Origin of the sequence: Parapedobacter indicus, assembly GCF_900113765.1 — a bacterium.
Lineage (GTDB): Bacteria > Bacteroidota > Bacteroidia > Sphingobacteriales > Sphingobacteriaceae > Parapedobacter > Parapedobacter indicus.
The window spans coordinates 191,914-205,826 of record NZ_FOQO01000009.1 but is presented as its reverse complement, the minus strand read 5'-3'; the positions used below and the strand labels follow the sequence as shown (position 1 = coordinate 205,826).

Genomic DNA, 13,913 nt, shown 5'->3' with positions numbered 1-13,913 from the left:
AGATACCTTTGTTATGGATCGTAAGCTTTATATGTTATTAGTGGGATGCAAGCCGGAAGGTCGGCACACCGAGCAACATGATATCTTCTTCGGTATCGGGACTTCATTGAAGGAGTTGGTGCCGGAAATTCTTGATTTTTGGCCCGAAGCCGGTGGCAGAATACATATCGACGCTTGGCGGGAAGTGACGGTCGTGGATGGCTACACGATACGCGTGAAACAGCGGAAAGATTGGAATAGAAGCCAAAAAGACCGTAAGCTGTTTTTTGTCAATCTGGGAGGTTATAAAGAAAATGATTTCGAGGAATACCATTATAAATGTCTGTCTGTAGCCGCTGATGCGGCGGAAGCCGTCCGGCAGTCGAAAGATCAGGCATTTTGGAAGCATACTATCTCATCCCATATCGACGATAAATATGGGGTTGATGTGGATGATATTTATGAAATTGACGATGTGCTCACGCCGGGAGCGAAAGAACAATTTGTCATTGTGATTGAAAAAGCAGAACGGGCAGTTGCCGACGAACTGCATCCCGGGTACCTTAAACTAAGCAAGCTTATGCATGAATCCACTTGAAGCGATAATGCTGTTCCGGCATTTTCATCCGGTCGGCCAGTCGTAAAAGGCGGTCCGGCAGTCGTACCAAGTAATCTCTGGCGCGTTCACCGGCTTCATTCAGCTCCTTAATCGATTCAACGTTCCATTCACGCAACAGTTCTTTCAGGATATCCACATAGTCAATAGCTGTGTATACACCCAGTCGTTGTGCCGCATCCGAGAAATGAGTAAAGGCTTCACCTTGTGGTTCGCCTGATTCCCTTAGTAAATGAGCTGGCATGACGATCTTTTTACGCATCATGTCTTCAAACGCCACCATCACCTCGCTGGCGTCAACTTCCATTGCCTTGGAAATAAATGACATGTACGCTTTGGCATGTCTCGCCTCGTCAGATGCAATGACACCACACATTTTGGCCAACAGTTTATCGCCATCTTTTTTTGCTAATCCGGCTACCCTTCTATGGGAAACGTTGGTGGCCAATTCTTGGAATGAAGTATAAATAAAGTTGCGGTAGGGATCATTTCCCGTACCAATCTCAATGCCATCTTGAAGCAGATATTGCGTAGATATTTCCATCTCCCGCATGTTTACGCGCCCCGAGAGATAAAGATATTTGTTGAGTAAATCACCGTGCCGATTTTCTTCGGCGGTCCAGGCACGTACCCATTTCATCCAGCCACCTTGTTCATTTTTGTTGACATTTTCAACCATGGTGAGCCACGATTCATACGTAGGCAACGCTTCTTCGGTAATCGTATCACCGATCAATACAGCTACAAGGTCATAGGACAACTCGCGTGCACTCTCTTGCAAATCTTTAATTTCGTTAAAAAAGGTGTCGCGTGAAGCGTCGGGCAGAAGATCGGCGGGCTGCCACATTTCTTCCACCGGCTTCAAGTATTCGCTCATTTCGTTCAACATAAATGGCTCTAGGTAAGCCATTACCTCTTTTCTCGACCCTTCCGGAATTTGTTGTGTTAACGCTTGCATATTTCCACAAAGGTAGTTAAATGCACCGAAAAAATTTTTTTAACCAACCGATTATATTTAAAATATGACAAGAATCATATTTTTACGCCTATTCTTCGGCAGCGAATATACAGCAATAACCGTCGAAGCTTTTGTATTGTTTTAAATTCACCATCAAGAAATGGATGTATTCACGCTACGCGTATATGGATTTTTGGTTAACCATAACAATGAAGTACTCGTTAGTGACGAACGGGAGTTGGGGTTGGAGTTCTCTAAATTTCCGGGGGGTGGCCTGGAGTATGGAGAAGGCCTGCTGGAAGGCCTCAAACGCGAGTTCAACGAGGAGTGCGGTGTAGCAATCGAAATTTTGTACCATATCCATACCACCGATTTTTTCGTGAAATCGGCGTTCAATGACAGTCAGGTGGTTGGCGTATATTACCTGGTTCGGAACAAAGGGCCGTTGCAAGGACGGTTTAGCAGAAAGCGTTTTGATTTTGAAGATGGGAAGGACCTCGACCAGGTATTTCGTTGGGTGCCTGTAGATCAGTTACAGGTACAGGACCTTACTTTTGAAATGGATCGGGCCGCTTGGCGTGCATTTCTGTCGGAAAAGAGCCACGGTTTGGAATTTTGATAACCAATCGGCTGATGCCACAGGCTAAAATGAGCGGTAAATACCTACATTCGTGCCGGGATTTTTGTCGATAACCATGGAATTTCTGTTTTGGATCAGCTTGTTAATTATCTTTTACACGTTCATTGGATACGGAGTCGTACTATATACATTGGTGTTGGGTAAGCGCTTAATCGCGAAACACCAACAAATTTCTCAGGTAGATTACAGAACCTTACCATCCTGTACAGTAATCGTAGCAGCTTACAACGAGGCATCTATTATCCGGCAAAAGATAGATAATACCCTCGGTCTGCGGTATCCGTCGGATAAGATCCACTATGTTTTTGTGACAGACGGTTCTACAGATGAAACGCCGGCGCTTGTGGGCGAATATCCGGCAATCTCGTTATTGCACCAGCCGGAGCGCACTGGCAAGATCGCCGCTGTGCATCGCGCCATGCGTGGCGCAACTACCGAGGTGGTCGTTTTTACCGATGCAAATACATTGCTCAATGCCGATGCACTGTTGGAGTTATGCAAGCACTATGATGACAAGCGGATCGGAGCTGTTGCCGGAGAAAAGCGTGTTTATGCGGGAAAAGAGGCTGACGCGAGTGCAGCAGGAGAGGGGTTCTACTGGAAGTACGAGTCGGCACTCAAAAAATGGGATTCGGAACTGTATACCGTCGTCGGAACGGCGGGAGAGCTGTTCAGCATCCGGCGCAGCTTATACGAAAGCGTGCCATTGGATACCGTTTTGGACGATTTTATGATATCAATGCGCATTGCCGGAAAAGGATATCGTGTTCGATACGAACTCCAAGCCTTTGCCACGGAAATGGCTTCTGAAAACGTAAAGGAAGAGTTGAAACGGAAAATCCGGATTGCAGCGGGAGGAATCCAGTCTATCATTCGTCTTAGGCAGCTGTTGAATCCCTTTGCCTACCCAGTTCTCGCGTTCCAGTACATCAGCCACCGGGTACTGCGGTGGACCGTTACGCCGATATTGCTCCCCATTGTGTTGGTTATCAATGTGTTATTGCACCTTAGCCATGCTGGGGCCATTTATACCGGTTTGTTATACGGACAGTTGGCTTTTTATGGACTGGCCTTCCTAGGCTTTTTGCTGGAGCGCCGGGCACTAAAAATAAAAGTTACGTTTATCCCGTATTACTTCTGCATAATGAATTATGCAGTCATCGCTGGCATGTTTCGCTATTTCAAGGGCGGACAAAGTGCGGTTTGGGAACGGTCAAGCCGGAAACAAGCATTGAAAGCGGACTATAACCGATAAAAGGAGCAACGAGTGATCGGCGTGGGGCTGGCAAAACACCCGATGAAGCCCTCCGTCACGGAAAAAGAGTAAAGGTAAACGGTATCAGGAGGTTGTCCGCCGATGACTCGCTTTTCAGCGTGGCGCACGCCATCCAGCACTTCGAAATAAGGGAGGTGTTCGCCAATGCCTTCACCGGTAAGTTTCAGGATGGCTTCTTTCCGTGTCCACAATGTAAAAAAACGCCGATGTACTTCCCTTTTTTCTGCGGAGATAAATGCGATCTCATTTGTTGAAAAACAAGCTTCTACCATAGTTTCAATATCCAACGGTCGCTGCGACCATTCGATGTCAACCCCGATGGGCTGGCCCGAGCTTAATCCAATCATCGCCCGATTTTCTGTGTATGACAGGTTGAATTGAATATCGGTATTCGCGGGTACTACCAATTTGGGCTTGTTATGATGGCCCTTTTCGAACCGAAGAGCTGACGGGTCCGAAACGGTTGCGTAGCTTAAAAGTAATCTCAATGCAGTGTGCGCAGCGCTAAAACGAAGTTTGTGATCCGTTTGGTGGAAGCGCTCAGCCTTAGCGGTTTCGTCGTCGCTTAGCAGTTGCCCGTCGTGTTTCGGCAATCGATTAAGAAATGGCTTGGGATCGATTACCCACAGGCTCGGTCGTTGGATGTCTATGCCTTCTTTCATCGCCTTCCATCCGTCAGACCACTGTATGCTGGGTAACCAAGTGGAGATGATTAGGGTATGGTCCATATCCAGGGGCTAAGGGTGGGTTTCGATAGAAGCTATTAACGTATCAAAATACTTCTCGAATGCAACGTGCGCAATGCCCTTGGCACCCGCTTCGGCACCGAGCTCTGAAAGCGCCACATTAGCCATATTCTTAAGCTGCGTCATGCAATACGTATTAATGGCCTGCTGAATGGGAATGGTAATATATTGGTTTGCTTCAGCGATTTTTCCGCTCAAAATAATCAATTCCGGGTTGAAAAGTTGCACAAGAGTGGCAATCCCTTTTCCAAGTTTTTCGCCGATGAAAGAAAGGATGCTGATGGCGTATTGGTCACCTTTATTAGCAGCTTCAATCACTTGGTGAGGCTCGATGTTTTCGATTTCCTGTTCAGACAGCTCGTTGAGTAAGGAGTCCTGGCCAGATTGGATCCCTTCTTTGGCCATTCTTACCAGCGCAATTCCCGAAGCGACGGTTTCCAGACAACCTTTTTTTCCGCAATAACACAATGTCCCGTCCTCCACAAACGGCATATGGCCCATTTCACCTGAAAATCCGGCTGTGCCATTCCGTAGTTGCCCATCCATAATCACTCCCAACCCGATACCCCAATCCATCAAAATAACCAATACGTCTTTTCGCCCCTTTGCCAAACCAAACTTCAATTCGGCTATTGCCGCACTTTTAACATCGTTGATGAGGAAGGTGGGTTTGCCAAATTGAGTTGAAATGTACGCTTCTAAGGGCATGTGTTCGTCCTGGTTCATCATGTAGGTATGATTACGGCCGCTGTTGGTGTTTATAAGTCCCGGCATACTGATACCAATGGCGAGTATGGACGACCAGGCAATTCCCGATAACTGAATGAAATCCGCAAGCAGGCGGTTTAATTCGATAGCAGATGACCAGTCTTTGGTAAGCAAAAATGAAGAAGAGCTTGCATATACAAAGGTGTTCGTGTTGTCGACGATTGTCATTTTTATTCTGAATAGTTCGACTTCTACACACAGAATAAAAAACGTATTGCTTTTTAACTTATTTAAGATCGGTTTTCTGCCACCGATAGAGCTCCCTTTTTCGTTTTGCTCCAATATACCCGATTCCGCTAATGTATTTATCAGTTCAAGGGTCTTCGGCGCACTGATTTTAAGATGTTTGCAGATTGCAGCATTGGTCATTCCATTGGCGGCAATCAAGGCTTTAACCAGTTTCAGTTTGAAACCTTGGTTTTTTCGCTCAATCTTTGACTTGTTTTTAACGTGGTCTTTACTTAAAAACGGCGGCGGCATAATGATTTTAATTAGCATACAAAAATAGATATATTATTACTAATTGTTGTACATTTTGCTACATATTTGCACATCTGGTATTTCTTTTGAAAAAAAATACAAAAAGTTTTTGCGTTGAATAGGGAAATAATAAATTTGTGACTGCAAGACCGATTTGGAATTCAAATTAAATCATGGAAGAAAAAAACACATCCCGTCGGGAATTTATTAAAAAAGCGGCGATTGGGGCAGCAGCGTTTAGCATCGTGCCTCGTTTCGTATTGGGAGGACAGGGTTATCTGGCTCCTAGTGACCACCTTACAAAGGGAGTAATTGGCGTCGGTGGAATGGGCCGTGGCCATTTTGCTTATGCTGGAACAAAGACGGTCGCAATCTGTGACGTAGACACGCGTCATTTAGCCTTGGCGATGAAGCAGCTCGGTGACAGCGGCGTTAAACAACTTTCGGATTTCCGCGAGTTGATCCAGTTGCCGGAAGTAGACATTGTTCATATCGCTACCCCTCCGCATTGGCATGGTCTAATGGCGGCAGAAGCTGCACGTATGGGTAAGGATATTTGGTGTGAAAAGCCAATGACACGCACAATAGGCGAAGGAAAACGAGTGGTGGAAGCTGTAAAACAACACGGGAACATTTTTCGATTGAATACGTGGTTCCGGTTTAAGGATAATTTTTACGGGATGAACGTGCCGGTAAAGCGGATTAAAAAGCTGGTAGATTCTGGCATGTTGGGTTGGCCGCTTAAGGTAACCATCAGCAAGCACACCGGATTCGATTGGAAGTTCTATTGGGTAGGTCATGAAAATCTTCCCGTTGAGCAGGTTCCGAAAGAACTCGATTATAACATGTGGCTGGGCCCAGCACCTTATAAACCTTATAGTACGCACCGTGTACATACCACATTCAGGGGGTATTGGGATTACGATGGCGGTGGGCTAGGAGATATGGGGCAGCATTACATAGATCCTGTTCAATATTTTTTGAATAAAGACGATGAAAGCCCGATCTCGGTGGAAGTGGATGCGCCCCAGCAACATAGTGACGCAGTAGGCACCTGGCGCCGTATAACCTACACCTATGCCGATGGTTGCCAGATTGTTCTCGATGGCGAAGGAAAGGATGTTGGGATGCCTTATATCGAGGGACCCAATGGCAAGCTCTTCCGCGGCTTCAAGTCGGATATCCCTAACCTGGAACGCAAGCTTGCCGCTTTTCCGGATCCGGAGCCACAGGTAACCGATTTTGTCGACGCCGTGAAAACCCGTAAGAAATTTGCGCTCAATGAGCAAAACGGTTACCGTTCCTGTACGATTGTCAATATGGGATCGACGGCACTGCGTTTGGGACGGTCGCTCAAATTTGATCCGGAAAAACAGCTGTTCATCGACGACGAGGCAGCCAACCGACTGGTTGATCAACCGATGCGCGGACCTTGGGCAATATAAAGACAATTAATGATAATTATTTCTGATGAAAAGATTGATATATGCGCTTTTAGCGTTGCTTATACAACAAATGCCCGTATCGGCTCAACAGAGCGATGTTCGGACTACGACGACCAAGATAGCCGACCTGCTGGCGTTGCAACCTTCCGAAACTTCCGTACGCTTTCGAGAAGCGATGGGCCAGATAGAGCGGTTTACCGCGTCGGATATTGCAGCACTTCTTAAGCAGCTAACTCCTCCGGGCGAAGGCAATAATGCAGGAATCGAATATGCTGCCAACAGCTACAGCTATCACGTGGTATTACCAGGTAAGACCAGCCAACGCGCTACGTTTATACAGGGAGCCATCGAAGCATTGAAGGCATTGGACAATAGAGACAATAAGGGATTTGTAATCCAGCTATTGCAGAACGCGGGAGATGACAGTGCGGTGGATGCACTAAGCTTCTATCTTACCGATGCATACCTCAGCGAGAAGGCCGCCCGTGCGCTTTCCCGGATCGGAACAGAACGTGCAGGTGCTGCATTGCTGCAGGCGCTAGAAAGATCTGAAGGAATTGCAGCGGTTAACATCGTCGATGGACTGGGCTTTATGTCCTATTCGCCGGCGGAACAGGTAGTTTTGGCCAAAGCAAATACGTCGGATAGAGCGCTTCGTAGGATCTCTTTGTATGCACTTTCACAGCTGGGAGGAGCCGCTTCGCAAACGTTATTGGCAGATGCCGCAAAATCGGCCGACTATAAATACGACCCGACTGAAGCGACGGCTGCATATATTAACTACCTGCACAAACAGATTGCTAACGGTGAAACTGCGGCCGCGAGCAAGGCCGCTTCGAAGTTAGTTAAGGAGGCCGAGCAAGCAGATCAGGTTCATACACGCATTGCGGCTTTGAGCTTGCTAACCGAAATCAACAAGGAGCAGCAGGTGAAAATGCTACTGAAAGCGTCACGGGACGAAAACCCCGTGTACCGAAATGCCGCTTTAGGGTTGCTTTCACCCTACCTGAACAGTACGGTTTCAAGCAAACTGGTAAAACGACTGGATAAGGCTGAGGAACAAGTGCAAGTGGACGTACTGCGATATGTTGCAAATCACAAGCAAACAGAAACACTCCCTGTGGTACGGAAAGCGTTGGGATCGGCCGCGCCCGCAGTGCGCGTCGCTGCTGTCAACGCACTGCACCAACTGGATCCGGATGCTGCAGATGGCGAACTGATTGCCTTATTATCCGGAAGCGACGACCAAACCCGCCAGGCTATCAAGCAAGTGTTTCTTACTTCAAAAAACAAGCAGCTTACGCAGCAGGTTATCACTGCGTTAAAAAATGAAAAGAATGCAGACGTGCAAGTCCTGTTGATCGACTTCCTCGGGCAGCGGGGAGCAGGAGAAAGTATGCCAGCGACACTCGATATCATTGGAAGCAATGCATCGAAAGAGGTTAAAGCCGCAGCTTTCAATGCGTTGCCGCAGATTGCTCGTTCCGAAGATCTGGATAAGCTGCTGGATTTGTTGACGGATGAAAATAAAGAATATGCAGGGGCCATACAGGCAGCCGCTGTAGCCGCTGTTGAGTTTGGTGAAAACCAAGAGACGAAAACACAATCCGTAATTTCTCGTCTTCAGGCTGCGGACGCAACGCAAAAGCCGTTCTTTTTTCCGGTACTATCAGGAATAGGTGGAAAAGACGCCTTGCAGGTTGTGGCAGGTTATACGGACCAAGGAGACCCATTATTACGTGGCGCCGCTACTTCTGCGCTCGCAAACTGGACCGGAGAAGAGGCTTTGCCTCAATTAATTGCATTAAGCCGTAAAAAGGTGACAGACTCGGGTCAACTGGACGCAATAATCAATGGATTGGTCCGGCTAATCGATGGAGCTGATATTCCTGCGGATCAGAAAGTGCTATACCTAAGGGATGCGTTTGAAGCCGCACAGACGGTCGAACAAAAAAAGTCTGTATTACGGGCGTTGGACGCCAACAAGACGTACAATGCCTTACTATTTGCAGGTAAATTTCTAGACGACGAGCAATTGAAGTCGACAGCTGCCAATACGGTGATGAATATCGCATTGGAAAACAAAGGTTTCTATGGCGCAGACGTAGTCCGTCTGTTGAATCGAGTAATTGAACTGCTTTCGGGCAGTGAAAGTAGTTACCTTCGTGAAGCAATCCAAAAGCATCTCAACGAACTACCAAAAGGACCCGGATTCGTTTCGTTATTCAACGGCAAAGATTTGACAGGCTGGAAAGGATTGGTTGCCAATCCCATTAAACGCGCAGCTATGGATGCCAATACATTGGCTGAAGCACAAGTCAAGGCCGATGAAACGATGCGCGGTGGCTGGTCTGTACAGAATGGTGAATTGTTTTTCAACGGGCATGGCGATAACATCGCAACGGTAAAGCAATATGGTGATTTCGAAATGCTGGTCGACTGGAAACTGGCCAAAGATGGAAAAGATGGTGACGCGGGGATTTACCTGCGAGGTACTCCACAGGTGCAAATCTGGGATACATCACGTGTGAACGTAGGCGCCCAAGTTGGTTCTGGCGGACTATATAATAACCAGAAACACGAAAGTAAGCCGCTAAAAGTTGCTGACAATCCGCTGGGGGAATGGAATACGTTCCGTATCCGGATGGTTGGCGATCGTGTAACCGTATACCTTAACGGTGAATTGGTGACAGACAGTGTCGTGCTCGAAAACTATTGGGATCGCAGCCTTCCAATATTCCCCAAAGAGCAGATTGAATTGCAGGCTCATGGAACGCACGTTTTTTATCGGGATGTCTACATCCGTGAATTGCCCCGCAAAGAAGTGTTTACACTGCCAGAAAATGAGAAACGAGAAGGCTTTAACGTGTTATTCGATGGGACGAACCTGGACGCTTGGAGAGGCAACACCGACGCTTACAGTATAAATGACGAAGGTGCCCTCGCGGTCGTTCCAACCGAGGGATCTGGGGGAAATCTGTTTACGAAGGAGGAGTTCTCCGACTTTGTATACCGCTTTGAATTCAGGCTAACACCGGGGGCAAACAACGGGATCGGAATCCGCGCTCCCTTGGAAGGTGACGCAGCGTACGCAGGCATGGAAATTCAAGTCTTGGATGATGGGGCGGAGATGTATAAAGACATCGCTGAATACCAACACCATGGTTCTGTTTACGGCGTTATACCGGCTAAACAGGGGCATTTGAGACCGGTTGGAGAATGGAACGAAGAAGAGATCTACCTAAAAGGCAACAAGATCCGCGTGACACTGAATGGTACGGTAATCGTGGACGGCGACCTGGCAGAGGCTTCTAAAAATGGAACGCTTGATCACAAGCAACATCCGGGATTGACCCGTAAATCCGGCCATATTGGTTTCCTTGGACATGGGTCGGAAGTGTATTTCCGGAATATCCGGGTGAAACGTTTATAGTCAGTTCAGAGAAATAACCGCAGTAAGGCCGGTATTCGTAAACAGATACGATACCGGCCTTACTTATTTACTTACAATTCGTTATGGAAACGTTCAATAGTTTGTATGTTTGTTAAATGGATTTGTTCGGTCAAAAAACAGAATCACCAAAGTAACTATTGACACGATATGGATTTCTCTACAATTTTGGGACTGACGGGTGGCCTGGCATGGACGCTGGCATACATTGAAGCGATTCGTTTGGGCTTTATACAAAAGACTTTTGCGATTCCGTTTTGGGCATTAGCACTCAATTTTTCTTGGGAATTTATGCAGTCTGCGTATAGTGTACGTTACAATAGTTTTAGTCCGCAGTCCTATATCAACATCGTTTGGCTACTATTCGATATACTTATATTGATCACCTATTTTTTATATGGCAAAAAAAGTTTTAAGAACTATGTAAATCCGGCTTATTTTATGCCGTATAGCATGATTGTGCTCCTTATTTCGATGTTCATAGAGTTTGCGTTTGTTAAGGAATTTGGAGGTACCGATGGTGCGATTTATTCGGCTTTTTTACAAAATGTATTAATGTCGGTATTGTTTATATTGATGTTAATTGAGCGAAAAAGCAAGCGTGGCCAAAGTCTTTTACTGGCAATAAGTAAGGGCATCGGAACCGCTGCCAATACCGTTTTATTTGGTGTCATAGGTCATGCTGATCTGACTAATTTGGTGCTCGTCCTTGGAGCCATCTGCTTCTTTTTGGATGTAATCTATAGCTATATGCTATTTAAAATAAAAACTCCAAAGTTTCAATCAACATAGTAAGCCGAATACATATTGCTTTTGTCGATCAACCAACTACCTTTTTTCCATAAAACGGCCCATAATGTCCGGTTATCATTCGCTATAACTGACTCGGTTACCGCTGTCAAGATGAAGTTTGCATTGTAGTGGATTCGCTACAAATGAATTGATTTGCAGGTTTTTTTGTCTTTTTTTATGAAAAATCATAGAGATTTGTTCCCGAAATATAGCTTCTGAATTCCCTTTAACGCATGAAGAAAAAAATACTATTAGTAGAAGACGAGCCAACCATACAGCGACTGCTTCATTTCATATTATCGAAGGAGTTTGATGTTCAGGCCACTGCCAATGGCTATGAGGCGTTTCTTTGGTTAGAAAAGCAAGAAATTCCGGATTTAATCATCATGGATTGGGTAATGCCACAGATGGATGGTAAATCATTCCTCAAGTGTCTTAAGGTAAGCGGACTATATTGTGAAATCCCAGTGATTGTGCTGTCCGCTTCCGAAAATATTATTGAGGAAGTGGGGGGGCTGCCTTACACCGTCAATCAATGTCTTCATAAACCCTTTGATCCACTCGTACTAAAGGAAACTATCGTAAGCATATTTAAAACGCCGACTTATGGATTTGTTAACTGAGACTCGTCAGGAGAATAAATTTTTAACAATTTCAATAGCCTACTTAGGCAGCAAATTTATAGGGGAGTTAGATAAGACGCTGCATAAAGACATCGATATTATCCAATTTGATAAATTGGAAGTCTTAGCAGGATATTTAAAGAAACAATCGTTATTATCGATTCCAGATATTCTATTATTGGAAATTGAAGATAATATTGGCCCGTTGTTTTCTTTTGTATCCGAATTGCGTAACAGTTCGGCAAATAAAGGTATAAGTATCATCTTGCTTGCTTTTAAGAATAATAAGGAAGCCATCTTGAAGACTTTTTTTTCCCGCGTCAACGATATCTACTTTTACCCATTTAATGTCGTAAATATTCAGGAACGCCTTAGGTTTATTGTCAAATTTAAGCTATTGGATGATAAGTCAAGAACAATAACAACTAATAAGGTTCATGAGGAATACCGGATGCCATTGTCTAAGCGTTTGTTTGATATACTGGTTGCTGGTAGTTTGTTGCTGGCCGCGTGTCCGATTATGATATTGGTTGCGATTTTAATCAAATTGGATTCTCCAGGACCTGTTTTTTACGTTAGCAAACGGGCCGGATCCGGTTATAAAGTGTTTAATTTTTTTAAGTTTCGGTCAATGCGTGTAGACGCAGATAAGAAATTGGCGGAACTTGCTTCGTTAAATCAATATGCCAACAACGGATCGCCAACGGCATTTGTAAAGATCAAAGATGATCCACGCGTAACAAAGCTTGGCTCTTTTCTGCGGAACACCAGCTTAGACGAGCTCCCGCAGCTACTTAATGTACTAAAAGGCGACATGTCCCTGGTTGGTAATCGCCCATTACCTTTATATGAGGCGCAAATGCTTACTTCGGACGAGTGGTCAATGCGATTTTTGGGACCTGCAGGTATTACCGGACTATGGCAAGTGACCAAGCGGGGAAAAAGCGATATGTCGGATGAAGAACGAAGAAAATTAGACAATTATTACGTTAATAATTTTTCGTTCTGGATGGATTTTAAGGTTTTCATGAAAACCATTCCCGCGCTCATTCAAAAAGAAAAAGTATAATTAGCTATTCGTCGCCGTTGTTTAAAATAAACTGATCAATAGCGTCCAATATTTTGGCGTCGTGAAGGGAATTAAACTTCCTTGCGTATAGTTTATCCGAATTAACTAATGCATCCAAGTCCTTATGGGTTAATGTTTCAGGACTTGACTTTCCATCTACCCATTCAATATACCTTAAGTTATCGTTTATAATTTCGTTTCGATAGCGGGAGCTGAACAAGATGGTTTGAAAAAAAAACTCATCGGGTCCCCAAGTATGTTTGAAAAACCGGATGATTTTTGGATTTTCAGCTACAAATGACATAATATATTTCACGTGTTCAGCGGATAGCGTCATCCATTGAGAACGCCCGGTAAATACCAAGCCCGAGGGAATCGTTCGCCTAGGGGTAATCGCATTTATTAATCGTTCTGCTAGGTATTTACCTGGGAAGCGGTAGTTAACAAGGTGGTATTTTGCGATTTTCACCTGGGCCTCTTCCCACCAGGGCGAACCCATGAAATGCAGTTCCATAAATGATCTTCCTAAGTGGTGCTTAAAGAAGCGATGTATAGCAGGTGCACTTTTCAACGGATAATCGGATTCGCTTAATAGATTAATGAAATCACAACGCGGACAAAGAGAAAGAATTTCGGTTATGGCGTTTAACGTAGCCTGTACCATACTATAGCCGCCCCAAACGACCGGTATACGTTTTTTAACAAACCTAACAGGAGGATAGGGCGCTAATTCACGAAGAAACTCATCAAGCGCGGATCTCTTATCAATATGAATGAAAATTACGGCGTCCGGATGGATAATATTTCGTACTAATCTAGCCAATTGGTTTGGTCGGCAATGTCCAAGAATCAGGTGAGCAATGGTTGGCATGGCACGAAACGGGTTGTCATTTTTTTTCTACAAAACCAAAAATGTAAACTGTTTTCCAGTACGGATAATGTAATTTATATTAATCTTTGCAAAGATACAGTATAATACTTGTTTCGCCTATGTTTTCTTTCAGTGTGTGTTGTGCCCTTTAAATAGAGGGAGTTTGGATAAGTTGTCGTATCTAGAATTTACAATTTTA

The 13,913-nt window shown here is 45.1% G+C and carries 12 protein-coding genes; 8 read left to right on the top strand and 4 right to left on the bottom strand.

The annotated features are described in order from the left end of the window. Window positions 1–13 precede the first annotated feature (13 nt). Window positions 14–577 (top strand): DUF1543 domain-containing protein, encoded by a 564-nt coding sequence (locus BMZ56_RS18350; protein WP_090629134.1) that lies wholly within the window; start codon window positions 14–16, stop codon window positions 575–577. Here BMZ56_RS18350 and BMZ56_RS18345 read toward each other — a convergent pair. Next, complete coding sequence (locus tag BMZ56_RS18345) at window positions 558–1,553, bottom strand: acyl-ACP desaturase (protein ID WP_090629133.1); 996 nt, start codon at window positions 1,551–1,553, stop codon at window positions 558–560. The genes BMZ56_RS18350 and BMZ56_RS18345 overlap by 20 nt on opposite strands. A 160-nt stretch (window positions 1,554–1,713) precedes the next feature. On the opposite strand from BMZ56_RS18345, the gene BMZ56_RS18340 reads away from it, so the two are divergent. After that, window positions 1,714–2,172 (top strand): NUDIX domain-containing protein, encoded by a 459-nt coding sequence (locus tag BMZ56_RS18340; protein WP_090629131.1) that lies wholly within the window; start codon window positions 1,714–1,716, stop codon window positions 2,170–2,172. 76 nt (window positions 2,173–2,248) lie between these two features. After that, window positions 2,249–3,448: a glycosyltransferase family 2 protein gene (locus BMZ56_RS18335; RefSeq protein ID WP_090629129.1), complete on the top strand. Its 1,200-nt coding sequence runs from the start codon at window positions 2,249–2,251 to the stop codon at window positions 3,446–3,448. On the opposite strand, the gene BMZ56_RS18330 is transcribed toward BMZ56_RS18335, so the two are convergent. Both BMZ56_RS18330 and BMZ56_RS18325 read right to left on the bottom strand, forming a co-directional pair. Then, window positions 3,436–4,197, bottom strand: a complete 762-nt coding sequence (locus tag BMZ56_RS18330; protein ID WP_090629128.1) for a 4'-phosphopantetheinyl transferase family protein — start codon at window positions 4,195–4,197, stop codon at window positions 3,436–3,438. The two genes, BMZ56_RS18335 and BMZ56_RS18330, sit on opposite strands and share 13 nt — an antisense overlap. Window positions 4,198–4,206: 9 nt before the next feature. Then, window positions 4,207–5,481: an ROK family protein gene (locus BMZ56_RS18325; protein WP_090629126.1), complete on the bottom strand. Its 1,275-nt coding sequence runs from the start codon at window positions 5,479–5,481 to the stop codon at window positions 4,207–4,209. 155 nt (window positions 5,482–5,636) lie between these two features. Here BMZ56_RS18325 and BMZ56_RS18320 point away from each other — a divergent pair, with 155 nt between their 5' ends. The 5 genes from BMZ56_RS18320 (at window position 5,637) to BMZ56_RS18300 (ending at window position 12,843) form a co-directional block, all read left to right on the top strand. Next, window positions 5,637–6,908, top strand: a complete 1,272-nt coding sequence (locus BMZ56_RS18320) for a Gfo/Idh/MocA family oxidoreductase (protein WP_090629125.1) — start codon at window positions 5,637–5,639, stop codon at window positions 6,906–6,908. A 25-nt stretch (window positions 6,909–6,933) separates the two neighbouring features. Then, the gene (locus BMZ56_RS18315; protein ID WP_090629123.1) at window positions 6,934–10,341 is read left to right on the top strand and encodes a DUF1080 domain-containing protein; all 3,408 of its coding nucleotides are present in this window, start codon (window positions 6,934–6,936) and stop codon (window positions 10,339–10,341) included. Between the two features lie 168 nt (window positions 10,342–10,509). Beyond that, complete coding sequence (locus BMZ56_RS18310) at window positions 10,510–11,151, top strand: transmembrane-type terpene cyclase (protein WP_090629121.1); 642 nt, start codon at window positions 10,510–10,512, stop codon at window positions 11,149–11,151. A gap of 233 nt (window positions 11,152–11,384) precedes the next feature. Continuing rightward, a complete protein-coding gene (locus BMZ56_RS18305; protein ID WP_090629119.1) occupies window positions 11,385–11,774 on the top strand; it encodes a response regulator in 390 nt (129 codons plus the stop codon). Then, window positions 11,758–12,843 (top strand): sugar transferase, encoded by a 1,086-nt coding sequence (locus BMZ56_RS18300; RefSeq protein WP_090629118.1) that lies wholly within the window; start codon window positions 11,758–11,760, stop codon window positions 12,841–12,843. Before BMZ56_RS18305 ends, BMZ56_RS18300 begins: the two co-directional genes overlap by 17 nt. A gap of 4 nt (window positions 12,844–12,847) precedes the next feature. Here the strand turns inward: BMZ56_RS18300 and BMZ56_RS18295 are convergent, their stop codons facing one another. After that, a complete protein-coding gene (locus BMZ56_RS18295; protein ID WP_090629116.1) occupies window positions 12,848–13,714 on the bottom strand; it encodes a beta-1,6-N-acetylglucosaminyltransferase in 867 nt (288 codons plus the stop codon). Window positions 13,715–13,913: the final 199 nt, after the last annotated feature.